The sequence below is a fragment of the Cystobacter fuscus genome, from assembly GCF_002305875.1.
Taxonomy (GTDB): Bacteria; Myxococcota; Myxococcia; order Myxococcales; family Myxococcaceae; genus Cystobacter; species Cystobacter fuscus_A.
On the sequence record NZ_CP022098.1, the window covers coordinates 2,619,600 to 2,634,272 of the forward strand.

Genomic DNA, 14,673 nt, shown 5'->3' on the forward strand with positions numbered 1-14,673 from the left:
GGCGTCAGTCCCGGAAATTGGTGAACTGCATGTCCAGCTTCAGCCGATCCGCCTCGCGGCGGAACAGGGCGATGGCCTCCTGGAGGTCATCCTTGTTCTTGCCCGTCACCCGGAGCTGGTCCGCCTGGATGGAGCCCTGCACCTTGAGCTTGGCGTCCTTGAGCAGCTTCACCAGCTCCTTGGACTTCTCCACGGGGATGCCCTGCTGCAGCTTGATGAGCTGCTTGCAGTTGGACAGGCCCGTCTTCTCGATGGGCTCGTACTCCAACGCCAAGAGGGAGATGCCGCGCTTGGCGAGCTTGGCCAGGAGCACTTCCTTGGCCGTCTGCACCCGGTCCTCGGTGTTGGCCTTCACCGTGAGCGACGTCTTGTCGGGGGCCAGCACGATGTCCGCCTGGGCACCCTGGAAGTCGTAGCGGGTGGTGATTTCCTTCTTGGCCTGGTTGACCGCGTTGTCGAGCTCGGCGAGATCGATTTTGGAGACGACGTCGAAGGATGGCATGGCTGGGGCCGCTTATCACACCTTGAGGACCATCGGCACCACCACCGGCCGCTTGGTGCTGTAGAGCCGGAAGGCCCGTCGCACGGCCTTCACCAGCTCCTCCCGGACCCGGGCGTCGTCCCCCCTCAATTCTCGCGACATTTCCAGGAAGAAGCCCCGGGCGTCCTCCGCCACCCGCGTCAGCAGCACCTGCTCGTCCAGGTTGAGCCCCTGCGACGTGAGCTGGGGGCCCGTCAGCACGTTGAGGCTCGCCCGCTCGATGGCGAGCGCCGCCACGATGATGCCCGTCTCGGCCAGCCGGGTGCGCTCCTGGAGGATCTCCGGCGTCACCTGCCCCTGGCCGAAGCGATCCCGGTAGATGCGCCCGGTGGGCACACTGCCGGCGAAATGCCCCCGGCCCTCCTCGAACGCGAGCAGGTCCCCATCCTGCGCCAGCAGGAGCTGCTCGGGCGCGAGCCCACACTCCTTTGCCGTGGTCAGGTGTCGGTGCAGGTGGTGGTACTCCCCATGGATGGGGACGAAGTTCTTCGGGCGCACCAGCTCCAGCACGCGCCGCTGCTGGGGCTGGCTGGCGTGGCCGGACACGTGCACCCCTGGCTCCAGCTCCGGGTAGACGACGCGGGCGCCGCGCCACAGGAGCTGATCGATGAGTCCGGACACGGCGCGCTCGTTGCCGGGGATGGCGCGGGCGCTCAGCACGACGAGATCTCCCGGACCCAGGCGCAGGGGGCCATCCCCCGAGGCGAGCTGGGACAGGCCCGCGCGGGGCTCGGCCTGGGAGCCCGTGGCGAGCACCAGGGTGCGCTCGGGGGGCAGCGTGGCGGCGTGCTCGAGCGGGACGAAGAGCGAGTCGGTGACGCCGGGCAGGTAGCCCAGCTCACGCGCCATCTCGATGTTGCGCGCCATGCTGCGGCCGAGCGGCACCACGCCGCGCTCGAGCTTCCGGGCGAGCTCCAGCACATGCCGCACGCGGTGCAGGTTGGAGGCGAACATGCCCACCACGATGCGGCCCTTCACGTCCCGGAAGAGCCGCTCGAAGGTGTGCTCCACGTCGCGCTCGCTGCCCGTCTCGTGGGTGCGCTCGGAGTTGGTGGAGTCGGACAGGAGACAGAGCACGCCCTCGTCCCCCAGCTCGCCCCAGCGCTCCAGGTCCGTGCGCAGGCCGTCGATGGGATCCGGATCCAACTTGAAGTCCCCGGTGTGGATGACGGGGCCCTCGGGGGTGCGGACGATGTAGCCCACGGCGTCGGGCACCGTGTGGGTGACGCGACAGGCTTCCACCGTGAAGTGACTGCCCACGGGGAAGGGGTGGCGCGGCTCGATTTCCCGCAGGTCCGCCTCCACGCCCAGCTCGTGGAGCCGGTGGCGCAGCATGCCGAGCGTGAAGCGCGTGGCGTAGACGGGGACCTTCAGCTCGTTCAGCAGGAAGGGCAGGGCGCCGATGTGGTCCTCATGGCCATGAGTGAGGACGATGCCCTTCAGGAGCGAGGCGTTCTGACGCAGGTGGGTGAAGTCCGGGACGATGACGTCCACGCCCTGGCTGCTCACCGGCGGGAACATCAAGCCACAGTCGATGAGGAGCATCTCCCCGCGGCAGGCGATGACCATCGCGTTGAGGCCAATTTCTCCGAGCCCACCCAGGGGGATGACGTGGAGCATGTTCCTACATCATAAGAGCTGAGGGTCGGGCCGGCCGCAGGAATCTGCTCTCCCCCTCGCTCGGGGAACGAGCCCTCTGGAGAGAGGAGAACTCCGAGGCGAGGATGCCTCGACGTGCCCCTGGCGCTCCCTGGCGGGACGAAGTAGGCAGGCCGTGGACCGAGGCTCCGAACGGGAGCCCCCGCGAAAGGACCTGCTGTGAGCACGCTCAAGGGCAAGACCCTCTTCATCACCGGCGCCAGCCGGGGCATCGGCCTGGCCATCGCCCTGCGCGCGGCGCGCGATGGCGCCAACGTCGTCGTCGCCGCCAAGACGTCCGAGCCCCATCCCAAGCTGCCCGGCACCATCTACTCGGCCGCCGAGGAGATTCAGAAGGCCGGCGGACAGGCACTCCCCCTGATGGTGGACATCCGCTTCGAGGACCAGCTCCACGCGGCGGTGAAGCAGACCGTGGAGCGCTTTGGCGGCATCGACATCCTGGTGAACAACGCCAGTGCCATCAGCCTCACGGGCACGCTCGAGACGCCGATGAAGAAGTTCGACCTGATGTTCGGCGTGAACGTCCGGGGCACCTACGCCACCACCCAGGCGTGTCTGCCCGAGCTGCTCAAGGCGAAGAACCCGCATGTGCTCACGCTCTCGCCGCCGCTCAACATGAAGACCAAGTGGTTCCAGAACCACGTGGCCTACACCATGGCCAAGTACGGCATGAGCATGTGCGTGCTGGGCATGGCCGAGGAGTTCCGCGACCAGGGCGTGGCCTTCAACGCGCTCTGGCCTCGCACCACCATCGCCACCGCCGCCGTGAACATGCTCGGCGGGCAGGGGATGATGGAGGCCAGCCGCACGCCGGAGATCATGGCCGACGCCGCCTACGCCATCCTCACGCGCGACAGCCGCTCGTGCACCGGCAACTTCTTCCTCGACGAGGACCTGCTGCGCGAGCAGGGCGTGAAGGACTTCGACAAGTACCTGGTCAAGCCGGGCACCCAGCCCCTGCCGGACTTCTTCATCGACTGAGCCTCGCGGACCACACCTGCTAGGGTGCGCCTTCGCCGAGGGTCGTTCCGGGAGGGCGCATGTCGTTCGTCTTGTTCTTCTTCAAGGTCTTCGTCTTCAACCTGCTGTTCAGCAAGCTGCTCGGGCTCGCCCTGACGCCCCTGGTGAAGAAGGCCCTCTCCCAACAACCCTCCGCGGGGACGGGCTCTCCCCAGAAGCTCTCGGGCCCGGATGCGACCGCCTTCGTGCTGCTGCTCGCCCTGTGCTTCCTCCAGGGGCTCATCGTGGCGGCCGCGCTCGGGTTGTCCCTCCAGGCGCACCCCGAGGCCTGGCGGCCGCTGTGGTACCTCGTGGGCGTGGGCTCGTTCCTCCCCGTGAGCCTCGCCGCCTACCCCAAGGACGACACGCGCGCCCGGACCGGGCAGGTCCTGGGCTACCTCGGCTCGCTCGCGGGCTACATCCTCGCCTCGGTGTGGCCCGGGGTGGTCCCCGGAGTGCTCCTGCACGTGTCGCATGTGCTCGCCGTGTGAGCCTGGAATTCAGGCCCGGCCGACCGCACGACCCCAGGCGGAGTAGAACACGGCGTCCTTCGCCTTCTCGACACGCACCAGCTCCCTCTTGAGCTTCGTGATGGTCTTGCGATCCACCCGCCCCGCCTTGAGCAACGCGGGCGCGGCGCTCAACAGGACCTTCTCGAAGGATCTCGTGAACCGTTCGCGCTCCTGGGCCTGGCGCGAATCGAAGTGGAAGGATCTGATCTCGGTGTGCACCTTTCGGTAGCCCGCCTCGGTCAGCAGGTTGCCGAGCGACGCACCGATGAAGGGATGCCCGCCGGTTTCCCACTGGTAGTCATTGAACTCGAACCAGTATTTCAGCAGGGAGGGCGAGTAGGGATTGACGAAGAAGGCCTGATTGAAGACCTCGCTCACGAAGATGGGCGCGTTCCTCTTCAGCCGGCTCCGGGTTTCCTTCAGGACCTGGAGGGGGTCCCTCACGTGCTCCAGGAACCAGCAGATGTATGCGCTGTCATAGGAATTGGCCTCGAGGGCGGAGAGATCGGCGGCGTCGGCCTGGATCAAGCGCACGCGCTGTTCCTCGAGTTCGCGCTTGAGGTAACGACGGGCGGCCTCGAGCTGCTCGGGGCTGAGGTCCACCGCGTCGATGGTGATCTCGGGGAAGCGCTTCAAGAGGATCTTGGTCTGCGCGCCCACGCCGCATCCCACTTCGAGGACCCGGGCCTTGCGCTTGAAGTCGACACCTGGGCGGACCCACTTGTCCAGATAGCGGGCCTGCTCGATCAATCGCTCCTGCTCGACGGGGTCGTAACCGTGGATGTACTCCTGCTTTTTCACGAGGCCTCCCTTGCTGGAGAGGGTTGCCTCCGGGGTTCACGCTCGCAATCCCCCTGGCGGGCAGGCATCCGCTGCCGAACGCATGCCTGGGTTCAGGGCTGGACAGAGAGCGTTGACAGGAGAGCACTCCGCCATGGAAGGTGTTCCACCCGCCTTTTCGGGTAGTCAGTGCCCCGGGCCATCTTTCCGGGCGGTTGTTGTTTCAAGGGGCACTCCGCATGGCGAAGGACTACGCAATCGTCGTCCGGGGCACCAGCACGGGGCCCATGGTTTCGGCGCTCGGCCAGTGGGCTAGACGTTTCCAGGCCCTCCTGTTCGCGAGCTGTCTCGTGGCCAGCATGAGCGCGGCCGGCGCGGAGTTGAGGCGCGTGAGGGTGACGCTCTCGGCCGAAGCGCATTCGCGAGCCGAAGCCCTCGGCCCCCGTCTGGAGGACTGGAAGGAGGGCGTGTTCGTTCTGCGTGTGGTGGATCCCGGTCGTCTGGTGGTGAAGGCGGGTGGAGTCTGGCGCCTCCCCCCCATGGAGGACATCCCGCCAGAGTGGTTGGAGGACGAGCCGTCCGAGCCCGAGCGGGAGGACACGCTCGAGGACGAGGCCGGCGCGCGGGCCGGCCTCTCGGTCGAGCTGGCTCCGCTCCCCGTTCAGGTGGACCCGGCTCGGCCCGAACTGCTCTGGGTTCCCGGGTACGCCTCGCGCGAGGAGATTGCCTCGCGGCTCTTCGGGGATGCCTCGGCGGCGGGCGCTTTCGACATCGAGCCCCGAGCGCCTTTCTCCAGCGCCATGGAAGGCCTCCACGTTGCGTGCGCGTGCGCCACCCGCCAGCGCTCGTGCCGGAGTTGCTCGCCCCCCTGCGCCATGCCTTGGAGACGCGGTTGGAGGCGGATGTCGCGTGGAGCCGCGCCCAGCTTTCGGCGGCCTCCCTGGACAGGGCCAGGGCCGCCGCACTGGTGGAGCGCGGCCTGCGCTGGGCTCAACGCTCGGACATTCAGGATGGGGCGGGGCAGAGCTACTTCGACCGGTACCTCCAGGCGCTCGAGCCCTTGAGGGACGAGTCGCGGCGTGGACGCCTCCTCGGAGAGGCCGCCGAGCCCCTGCGAAAGGCCATCGCTCTGCGCGCCAAACGCTTCACGGCGAGCTACGGCGTCACGGATGGCTCGCCCGTCCTCGCCCCGGGCAGCGTGGTGGGCCGCTTCTATTTCGCCGACGGCTCCAGCCTCCAGGTTCGCACCTTGCTGCTGCTCACCGAGGAGACGTCCCTGGAGCGGGCGGAGCTGCGCGTGCGCAACGCACCACGTGGAAGCCCGCGCGTCATCATCTCCGGGGAGGACGGGCGCTGGCGGGGCTACAGCGCCGAATTCAACACCGTTGCTGGCGCTCCCGACCCGCTCGAACACCTCGAGGGTAATGCCTACTGGTACTACCCGGGCACGCTCCTCATTCGACCGGGGGACTGGCGGCCGGGGCTGGGAGGCGGTACGGGCGAGTTGGCGGCCTTGCGACGAGAACTCCTCCAGACAGCCCTTGCCACGGCGACACCGCGAGCGCCCCAGCCCCTTGTCTCCCTTGAGCACGACGTGCTCGCCCTCCTCACTTCGGACGAACGACTGGGCGTCTTCAACACCCTCCTCACGGGCCCCGCGCTCACCTCCGACATGAAGGAGGACGCAGTGCACCTGCTGGCGCGTGTGTTGGTGTCCACGCCTGACCGGGAGTTTCCACCGCTGGAGCGCAAGCTCACCTCGAGTGGGTCGTTGGTGGCGACTCTGGCGGTGGTGGACACGTACCGGGACGAGCTGTCGCGGACGCCCGAGGGACGGGACTTTCTCGCGGTACATGACCTGGCCATGGTGGCGCTGGCTGGCCGGGACATCCACAAGCTCGTCACCTCGGGCGAGGGCCCTCGGGGGCATTCGCGGCGCGGGGCTCGCGGCCCAGGAGGCCGAAAAGACGCTGGGGGCGTTGAAGCTGCTGGCGGCGGAGAGCCAGGAGATGGCGCTCGCCTACGGTGCGGTGGCGCGGCGCGCGGCGGCGCTGCCGGCCGACAAGGCCCAGGCCTACCTCGCCGCCGTGGAATCGCTGCGCTCGTCCGCGCGCGGTGCGGCGAAAACGACACTACCTGGATTGCTGCACCGCTCTGGATCGCCGAGCCTGAAGGATCCGCTCATCTTCATGAAGGAAGCCGAGTGGCTCGTCAGTCACTCGGAACTGGACGCCGAGGCAATGGTTGGGTTGGCGAGGAAGGCTTTCAGGGGCCGTGGACCTGGGCTGGCTGCGATCCACAGGGCTGACCCTGGAGGATCTCAATGCCATGGCCAGGAATGAGAAGACAGCTTGGAGGCTGTTCCAGCAGGCGGCAGCGGAACCTGGGAATCTAACGGTGCAACGTCGGGCGCGCGAGCAACTCCGTGGCATCGCGGTGGAAATGCTGACAGAGCGCAATGCGCAGAAACTCTTCCCTGGCTTTCGGCTGACGGGGCGGCAGGTAAAAATGGCAGGGGGCCACGTCATTGACGACGTCGTTACGGCGATGACGGGGTCGAAGCTTCAACATGGAGTGGAAGTAAAAGGTTGGAACGACAGCCGGTGGCGCCAATCGCTCGACGCCTGGCGGGCCCGACAGGGCGGTGCCAAGCTCAACGAAGCCCAAGAGGTGCTCGCAAAGCAACTCGAACACCTGCTCGACCAACTCACCGATGCGGCAAGGGCTCCTCGGGGGCCACCGTTTCTCGTTGTTACCGACAAACTAAGCAGGCCAACCAGGAACAAACTGACCACCTTCCTGGATGAGAACTCGCCAAACGTGCTGCTCATCCACATAGAGGAAGCGAAGATCTTGGAGCTGACAAAGCACTTGCGTGCGGCACTCAAACTGCCAGAGGACTTGTCTGGAGGTGCGCCATGAGTGGATGGCCTCTTTGGGGAGTCCTGACTCCGGGCGAGCCTGCCCAACTGGAGAGCCGTGCCCGATCCATCGTGATGACGGAAATGGATCAAGAGCTTGGGAAAGAGCAGCCCTTCGAAGTCATCCCGGGCAGTGGCCATTATCATGCCATCGTTGGGACGGACCCCAGCGACGTGGGCGCCGAGATGCAACTCGCCGAGGAACTATTGCTCGGATGTGATGAACCCGTGTACTCGATTGATCGCGCCAACGATCCATGGACCGTCATCTCGTGGCGAAACGGTGCGCTCGAGGTCCTGGAGATGGACCCAGAGGCCCTGGCAACGTCTCTCGGCTGTCCGCTACCAGGCAGCCAGAGAGCATCAGCTCGAACCGCGAGGAAGCCACTGCGGACGGTCGCATTGATCGAAGGAGTCCAAGCAGCGGAGGCGCGTCACGCGCTAGAAGAAGACCATGGCGAACCATTCCCACCGGGGCGCTACCATTTCAAGGACACGCCGCAAGGGCTCCTTCTCGCTGGCGGCACAGCGGGCATGAATTTCGCACACATCACCCTTTCAGAACGATTTTCCCAGACAACTGTGTATGGGGTAACCGCATCGCCGAGCCTGGACACATTCTCGGTCACGGTAATGCAAGCAGGAGAGGGCATTGAGCGATTCACGCGACCGCTCCGTCCGGATCCCTGCGTACCGGAGGTCAGCAAAATCAAGGGAGAGAACTCTCCCGAGCGGATATTGGTGGCACTGGGCATCCCGGCGGAGTGGTTCCGGGATGAATGACGGATGCCGGGGCAGCCTCGTCCAGGCTCCGGACATTCCCAGCCTGTGGGCTTGCCCCGGTTACGTGGACAATAGGGCTGAGATGCCAACTTCCGCGGTAAGGCAGCAAGCTCAAAATCGTAAATGCTCGCCCGAGCCCGTCATGACGTGAAGAGCTTGTCGCACTGTGGTGAGCGCCCCCTTGCGCCCTCCATTCGTCGTCAAGCGCTTCGACCACGCGGCTCGGCGAGCATTTACGGCTCAAACGCATGCCTGGGTTCAGGGCTGGACAGAACTCGGTTGTGGGTCCGGCTTCTTGACGGGCACGTAGCACCTGCCCTGGTACTCGGCCGTACTGCGCGGGCAGGGAGCGGTCTTCGCGAGTTCGTTCCAGCATCCACCGCGTATCTCCACTTGAGCTTCGGGGATACACGGAGGTTTGCGCTGCTCCTTGAACGCCGTCTCCGGCATCGGGTAGGCGATGGCTGGAAAGGCGAGGGTATCCTGGTCATCGGAGAAGAAGATGGACTCGACGGATGTGTTGCCTGTCCTCAGGTGCGGGGTGCCCCGAGGCCAGAGCAGGAGCGCGAGTCCCACGGCCAGCGCCAATCCCGCGCCCGCCAGTCCCCAGCGCTGCGCCTTGCGTCGTGAGGAGGTCGACCGGGGCTCGCGCGCGAAGTGGGCCCGTACGTCCTCCCGCCCGTCGAGCTGGGCCAGGATGCCCGCGAGCCGGATGAAGCCCAGGGTCATCTCGTGGAACGTCGGGAGCTTCGCCCCGGCCGAGCGTTTGGGGTGCACGACGAGGGCGTCTGGCCCAGTGAAGCTCGTGGTCTGTGCGCTCCAAGGCGCGGACGTACGCCAGTCGTCACCGGTGCCCGGCATCATGACCAGCGCGGGTTCTCCCGTTTCGACGTGGTGTGCCTCATAGAGCCGGCCTTCGTCCTCGGGGATCTCGGGGTAACGGTCCCCGACTTGATACGGGCCCAGCCGACGTCCCTTCCAATCCGATGTGTCGCTCATGTCCGCGCCTCCTCTCCTCTTCCTACTTCGGATGTAGGAAGAATGTATAGACTCTTGGAGTCAGGCTTCCAGGAGGTGCTGAATGGGCGCGGCACCGTCGAGTTCCAGGAACTTCCTCGCGAGCAGATTCCCCATAGGCCCAGGTACGAGCTTCCTCGTCCTCCCACGGTTCCCCGGAACAAGCGTTGAGCGCCGCTCATCTGCTGGCTCACTCGCGCATGTAGTGGCAGGTGTAGCCGTCCGGGTTCTTCACCAGATAGTCCTGGTGGTATTGCTCGGCCGGGGTGAACTCTCCCGCGGCGGTGATCTCCGTGACGACGGGTCGCTTCCACTTGCCCGACGCGTCGACCCGGGCCCTCACCTTCTCGGCCACCCGGCGCTGCTCGTCCGACAGGTAGAAGATCGCCGAGCGGTACTGCGTGCCCACGTCGTTGCCCTGCCGGTTGAGCGTCGTCGGATCGTGCATGCGGAAGAACCACTTCTCCAGCAGCGCCTCGTACGTCAGCAGCTTCGGGTTGAAGACCACGCGCACGGCCTCCGCGTGCCCCGTACGCCCCGTGTGCACGTCGTCATACGTCGGGCGCGAGAACAGCTTCGCGCCGCCCGTGTAGCCCACCTCCGTCTCGATGACGCCCGGAATCTTGCGCAGCAGATCCTCCATCCCCCAGAAGCACCCTCCGGCCAGATACGCCGTCTCCCGGGTGGCCTCCTCGCTCGTGCCCTTCGTGGGCGCCACCGGTGTCACCGCCTCTCGCGGCGTGCCCGGTGCCGTGCCTCCGCCCGTGGGCTTCCGGGCGTCCTGACTCCGCGCGGCGGGTAGGGTCTCGGCGCTGGGGGCAGTTGTGCCCGGCGGGGCGCCATGCGCCTCGGTGCACGCGCTCAACACCCCGAGCAGGGCCAGCATCGCGGGCAACAACCGGCGCGGCACCCCTGGCGAGGCGCGGCGGGCGAGGGGAGGGACAACGGGGTCGGACGACATGGATTCAGGCCTCCGGACGCGCCCGGCGTGGGCGCTCTCTCCCTATGTACGCGGGAGCCCCTGGCTTGTTTCAGCCTTCGTTCATGCTCCGGAACTCAGGGAAGAGGAGGTGCGCGGGGGTTTCAAGCCCCCACGCATGTTTCCTCGCGTTTGGTGGGTGGGGAGCGCCGCGGAGGGATGGGCCCCATGGCTGTTCGTGCGTGAGTGCTCCGCGTGCTCAATCTGGCGGTTCCATGTAGTTCCCGTCGCCGTCGGTGATGGTGTCCAGCGCGTAGCCCTCGGGCGGTTCGTTGGGCCCCGCGTTGGCCTTGCCCGCGGGGGTGGAGGGGATGGCGTCTGGCTCGGGTGAACGGTGTTCTTCCGGCCGGGCGCCCTCGCGGGGCGGGTCGGAACCTGGGGGAGCCGTGGCGCCACGTTCCTTTTCCGACTCTTGCATGTGTGGACCTCCTGTTCGTGCAACTCCTTGAATTTGCCCATGGGGCGACTGGTTCGAGCAGGAGCCCGGGCCTGTCCGCTCCCTGTTGCGAATGGACGCCCGACGCGCGGCATCGCGGATACCCTCCGAGCGTGGGGACGAGCCCCGGGTGATGGGCTCGAGACCCGGGAGGAGGCGGAGAGCGCGGGCGGTGCCTAACCTCCACTCATCACGGGGGCCGGTGCGGCCGAGTCACGGGCCCTCTTCAACACGGGGGAATGGCCATGAAGATGCTGCTTCACGAACTGCACCCGTCCGTCGTCCACGCTCCACTGGCCCTGTTGCCCACGGCGACGGTGGCCGATTTCATCGCGGTGGCGAGCGGGGATCGGGCCTGGGCGAAGGTGGGCCGGCGGCTGTGGGTGGCAGGCACGTTGAGCGCTCTCTTCTCCGGCGTGGCCGGACTGGCCTCCTCTCAGGAGGTGCGGCTCGAGGATCCCCGCGCGCGGGACATGGTGTTCCTCCACGGCATGGGCAATGCCGTCGTCACGCTGGGCGCGGTGGGCGTGACGCTGTGGCGGTTGAACCGTCCTCCCTCGCTCACCCAGAGCCTCATCGCGCTGCTCGCCAACTCGGCGGCGCTGTACACCGCCACGCTCGGCGGCAAGATGGTCTACGAGCTGGGCGTGGGCATCAACCCGATGCCGGCGGATGCCAGGTCGGGCACGTTGAAGGGACCGCCGCTGCTGTCGCGCGAGGCGCCCGGAGCGCTCGTGCGCGACGCGCTCCAGGGGGTGCGTTGGCTGTTCCGCCGCGCGAGGAGCATCTGGGAGGGGTCCCGCCCGCTGCACTCCGGCGCGAAGGGATTCGGCCGGGGCTATGAGAGCCCCCCGATGCCGGACGAGGCCCTGGTCCCGGACTCCACCGAGCCGCGTTCCGATGCGCCCCGGATGTGAGCCGGGATGGCCAGACAGCCCCAGGTAGAGCCCTCGTGGCAACAGGCGGGTGGCCAGGGGGGTAGGGGATCGGGCGGCATGTCGCGAGGCTTGTCTTCGGGTCCAATGCTGCGCCGAGTGACCAGTACTTAACCTCCTCTCAGTGGTAACCCATACACCGGAGGAGGATGCGTCATGCGGCATGTGAAGGCTTTGGTCGTGGGTGCGGCGGCGGCTGTGTTTCTCCTGGGCGCGGGGTGCAAGAGTGGTGACCAGCAGGACCAGCGAGGCACGGGTGGCGCGGGAATGAACCAGAGCGGCTCGTCGACCATGCAAGGTGGAGATTCTTCTACCCTGGGGGATGATACCGCCACGAGTGGCGCGGGCAGCGTGGGCAGTGGCTCCGGAAGCGACCTGGGGACGACGGGCAGCGGTACTGGCGGCTCCGGGACGGGCAGCATGGGCGCTGGCTCCCAGGGCGCGGGTGATGACCTGAACGGCACGGGCAGCGGCGGCTCCGGCTCGGACAACATGGGCAGTGGCTCCCACTCGGGCTCGGACGACACGCGCCGCTGAGGTCAAGGACCGATGCGCGGACGTCACGCGCACGAACGTCGTGGGCAGGTCCCCGGCTCCACGAGGGAAGGCCGCCTCGTCCCCCCCAAGACGGGTCTTTCACGTGGAGCCTGGCGTGACCAGGAGAAGGTCCTCGAGGCCACTCGCCTCGGGGCCTTTTCTTTTTCCCCGGCTCCTTGCAGGCGAGCGAGGGCCACGATGGCGGGGGACAGGGCGGACGAGGAAGACGCGAATCCATCGCTGAGATGAGGGGGCGTGGATGTTATCCTGCGCCGTCGATGGACCCATTCGTGCGGCGCCTCGTGGAGAGGCTCCATGACCCAGCCCAGCCGCTGTCGCGCAACCGGCACTTCCACACGTTCGACACCCCCGAGGGTCGAATGGCGCTGAAGGTGTTCCGCCGGCTCAACAGCATCCATCGGGACATCCTCGCCTGCGTGAAGGAAGGGCGCAGGGCCCGACTCTTCCGCCACGTCAACGACGAGGGCGAGCACCGCATCGAGCTGCACTTCGAGCGCATCGCCGGCCGCCGGGTGTCCCACCTCAAGGCCGCCGAGCTGGAGTTGCTCGCCCGGCTACCGGGGGTGCGTGATGCCCTCGAGGGAGACCTCTAGGCGACCCCGGGAGGTCCCGCGCCCATGGTGACCTCCTCCTCTTCCTCCCTCCACGTCGTCCGGGGAACGCGCGCACTGCGCCGCTGGCTGGAGCAGGCCGTCGACCTGCGCGGGCTCGACCTGGACGGTTTTCGCCACTGGCTCGGCCAGCAGCTCTCCCGCTGGGAGGTGGATCCAGCCTTCGTCCAGCGCGTCAGGATCCGGGACCTGCGACAAGCCCACCCCGAGCTCCAGGCCCTGGAGCGGACGCTCCGTCATGCCCTCGCCGCGGATGAGGCCTCTTCCCAGGCGGAGCGCCTCCTCCAACTCGAAGAGGAACTCTCCAGGACGGACAAGGCGATCGCCGGGCTGGGTGCCGCGCTGGCACGGATGACCGACGCGGAAAAGCTGTCGGGCTCGCGGGGGAAGCTCGCCGCCTTCCAGGCCAGGCGGCAGGCTCTTCTGGATGAGCAGGCGCTGTTGATCCACGCGAGCCCCGCGCGGCGGGACCTGCTCCGGATCCGCGCGGAGCTGGAGCAGCTTCGCTCACGCCTCGGACTGGATCGCGCGGAGGCCGAGCTGGCCGAGTTGTCGCGCGACCAGGGGCTTCGTTCCGGGCACGCGGGTCAGTCCTTCGAGCAGCAGGTCCTCCCGCTGACGTGGCGCTTCATCGTGCCCGACCTGCTGCGGCGTGGAGACGCGACTCGCCTCCGGGTGCTCCGGGGCGTGGGGCTCGGCGCGGCGCGGACCGAGCTCGATCAGCTGATCATCCGTCAGCCGCGTCGCCCCGGGCAGCCGGTCGAGGTGCTGGGCGTGGTCGAGGTGAAGCGCAACCTCAATGATCTGGCCCACGGCTTCCGTCGTCGCCAGGAGAACCTGGCCTGGTTCAAGGGCGAGGCCGGACATTACGACCCGAGTCTGTATCGGACCCGCCACTTCCGTTCCGGGCACTTCGACCGGGAGGCCGTGCACGAGCAGGAGGGTGAGCGGTTCGTCTTCTCGCGTGGCTCCTTCCGGCACTTCCGGCGCGAACCTGGCATCGGCCCGTTCTTGCGCCGCCTGTACTTCATCACCCGGGGGAGCATGCCGTGGGGTGTCTCCACCGCGGCGCTGGCGCGCATCCGCCACCGCGTCGCGACGGATGGGCGTTGGCGGCAACGCGGTGATGCCGCTCTCGGCGAGATGCTGCGCTGGTGCCAATCCCTGGCGGAGCCCCTGGAGACTCCGGACGTGCTCCGGCTGTATGGCTCGCTCCCCGCGCGAGCGCGTCAGGTGTTGGTGATCGACCCGCGTTTCGAGAGAGCGCATTCCCGGGAACGGTCTCAAGTTCTTACATAATTTTCTTGCTTTGACGTTCTATCGGGTTTCGTGCGATATGCCCATGACCGCTGAGCGGTGGCCGCGAACCCGAGTGTGCCGTACCCGATGAAGGCCACGGACCGGCGTTGACGGCCCTCGCCGGGAGGGCTCCTCTGCCGCGCGCTTATGAGCCCACTGTCCGCCTCCATACGTTCTCCCGCTGATTCCGCCTCGCTCGAGCAGGTTCGCCGTCTGGCTCGGCAACTGGACACGTCCATCCAACTGCCTGGAGGCCTGCGGGTCGGTTGGGATGCCGTGCTGGGTCTGGTGCCCGTCGTGGGCGATTGGGCGGGCGCCTTGCTCTCCTGCTACATCATCTGGCAGGCCGTGCGCCTGGGCGCCTCGCGCGAGGTGTTGCTGCGCATGGTCGGCAACGTGGCGGTGGAGTCTGTCGTGGGCGCGGTCCCCTTCCTGGGCGATGTCTTCGATGCGGCCTGGAAGGCCAATATGCGCAACGTGAGCCTGCTCGAGAATCATCTGGTGGCCCCCATCGCCACCCGCCGCGCCAGCCAGGCGTGGGTGCTCGGCATCGTGGTGTCGCTGGTGGCGCTGTTGGCCCTGTCGGTGACCCTCGCCGTGCTGGCCGTGCGTGCCCTCGCTTCCATTGGCAGTCAGGGCTGAG

At 67.3% G+C, this 14,673-nt stretch carries 16 protein-coding genes; 10 read left to right on the top strand and 6 right to left on the bottom strand.

Annotation, left to right across the window (positions count from 1 at the left end; all coding sequences use genetic code 11):
- Window positions 1-4: 4 nt before the first annotated feature.
- Window positions 5-502, bottom strand: a complete 498-nt coding sequence (locus tag CYFUS_RS10900) for a YajQ family cyclic di-GMP-binding protein (protein WP_071901183.1) — start codon at window positions 500-502, stop codon at window positions 5-7.
- 15 nt (window positions 503-517) lie between these two features.
- Window positions 518-2,161: a ribonuclease J gene (locus CYFUS_RS10905; RefSeq protein WP_095985162.1), complete on the bottom strand. Its 1,644-nt coding sequence runs from the start codon at window positions 2,159-2,161 to the stop codon at window positions 518-520.
- Window positions 2,162-2,359: 198 nt separating this feature from the next.
- On the opposite strand from CYFUS_RS10905, the gene CYFUS_RS10910 reads away from it, so the two are divergent.
- Both CYFUS_RS10910 and CYFUS_RS10915 read left to right on the top strand, forming a co-directional pair.
- Window positions 2,360-3,181, top strand: coding sequence for an SDR family oxidoreductase (locus CYFUS_RS10910; RefSeq protein WP_095985163.1), 822 nt, complete (start codon window positions 2,360-2,362; stop codon window positions 3,179-3,181).
- Between the two features lie 59 nt (window positions 3,182-3,240).
- The gene (locus tag CYFUS_RS10915) at window positions 3,241-3,690 is read left to right on the top strand and encodes a hypothetical protein (RefSeq protein ID WP_095985164.1); all 450 of its coding nucleotides are present in this window, start codon (window positions 3,241-3,243) and stop codon (window positions 3,688-3,690) included.
- Window positions 3,691-3,699: 9 nt separating this feature from the next.
- Here CYFUS_RS10915 and CYFUS_RS10920 read toward each other — a convergent pair whose 3' ends face one another.
- Window positions 3,700-4,512 carry a class I SAM-dependent methyltransferase gene (locus CYFUS_RS10920; RefSeq protein ID WP_095985165.1) on the bottom strand — a complete coding sequence of 271 codons (813 nt, stop codon included), beginning with the start codon at window positions 4,510-4,512 and terminating at the stop codon, window positions 3,700-3,702.
- 799 nt (window positions 4,513-5,311) lie between these two features.
- On the opposite strand from CYFUS_RS10920, the gene CYFUS_RS10930 reads away from it, so the two are divergent.
- The 3 genes from CYFUS_RS10930 to CYFUS_RS10940 are packed head-to-tail and all read left to right on the top strand — an operon-like array spanning window position 5,312 to window position 8,195.
- Window positions 5,312-6,799, top strand: a complete 1,488-nt coding sequence (locus tag CYFUS_RS10930) for a hypothetical protein (RefSeq protein WP_157758384.1) — start codon at window positions 5,312-5,314, stop codon at window positions 6,797-6,799.
- Entirely contained in the window at window positions 6,766-7,413 is a 648-nt protein-coding gene (locus tag CYFUS_RS10935; protein ID WP_095985168.1) for a hypothetical protein, read from the top strand. Before CYFUS_RS10930 ends, CYFUS_RS10935 begins: the two co-directional genes overlap by 34 nt.
- Window positions 7,410-8,195 carry a hypothetical protein gene (locus CYFUS_RS10940; RefSeq protein WP_157758385.1) on the top strand — a complete coding sequence of 262 codons (786 nt, stop codon included), beginning with the start codon at window positions 7,410-7,412 and terminating at the stop codon, window positions 8,193-8,195. Before CYFUS_RS10935 ends, CYFUS_RS10940 begins: the two co-directional genes overlap by 4 nt.
- Before the next feature lie 258 nt (window positions 8,196-8,453).
- Here CYFUS_RS10940 and CYFUS_RS10945 read toward each other — a convergent pair whose 3' ends face one another.
- The 3 genes from CYFUS_RS10945 to CYFUS_RS10955 form a co-directional block, all read right to left on the bottom strand.
- Window positions 8,454-9,194 carry a hypothetical protein gene (locus CYFUS_RS10945; RefSeq protein ID WP_198316535.1) on the bottom strand — a complete coding sequence of 247 codons (741 nt, stop codon included), beginning with the start codon at window positions 9,192-9,194 and terminating at the stop codon, window positions 8,454-8,456.
- 208 nt (window positions 9,195-9,402) lie between these two features.
- Window positions 9,403-10,173 (bottom strand): peptide-methionine (S)-S-oxide reductase MsrA, encoded by a 771-nt coding sequence (msrA, locus tag CYFUS_RS10950; protein ID WP_198316536.1) that lies wholly within the window; start codon window positions 10,171-10,173, stop codon window positions 9,403-9,405.
- Window positions 10,174-10,390: 217 nt separating this feature from the next.
- Window positions 10,391-10,609: a hypothetical protein gene (locus tag CYFUS_RS10955; protein ID WP_095985171.1), complete on the bottom strand. Its 219-nt coding sequence runs from the start codon at window positions 10,607-10,609 to the stop codon at window positions 10,391-10,393.
- Window positions 10,610-10,872: 263 nt separating this feature from the next.
- Here CYFUS_RS10955 and CYFUS_RS10960 point away from each other — a divergent pair, with 263 nt between their 5' ends.
- From CYFUS_RS10960 to CYFUS_RS10980, 5 genes are all read left to right on the top strand, one after another.
- A complete protein-coding gene (locus tag CYFUS_RS10960) occupies window positions 10,873-11,544 on the top strand; it encodes a DUF2231 domain-containing protein (protein ID WP_095985172.1) in 672 nt (223 codons plus the stop codon).
- A gap of 174 nt (window positions 11,545-11,718) precedes the next feature.
- Window positions 11,719-12,099, top strand: coding sequence for a hypothetical protein (locus tag CYFUS_RS53855; protein ID WP_095985173.1), 381 nt, complete (start codon window positions 11,719-11,721; stop codon window positions 12,097-12,099).
- Between the two features lie 278 nt (window positions 12,100-12,377).
- A complete protein-coding gene (locus CYFUS_RS10970) occupies window positions 12,378-12,713 on the top strand; it encodes a hypothetical protein (RefSeq protein ID WP_071901196.1) in 336 nt (111 codons plus the stop codon).
- Between the two features lie 24 nt (window positions 12,714-12,737).
- Window positions 12,738-14,030: a hypothetical protein gene (locus CYFUS_RS10975; protein ID WP_095985174.1), complete on the top strand. Its 1,293-nt coding sequence runs from the start codon at window positions 12,738-12,740 to the stop codon at window positions 14,028-14,030.
- 147 nt (window positions 14,031-14,177) lie between these two features.
- Window positions 14,178-14,672 carry a DUF4112 domain-containing protein gene (locus CYFUS_RS10980; RefSeq protein WP_095985175.1) on the top strand — a complete coding sequence of 165 codons (495 nt, stop codon included), beginning with the start codon at window positions 14,178-14,180 and terminating at the stop codon, window positions 14,670-14,672.
- Window position 14,673: the final 1 nt, after the last annotated feature.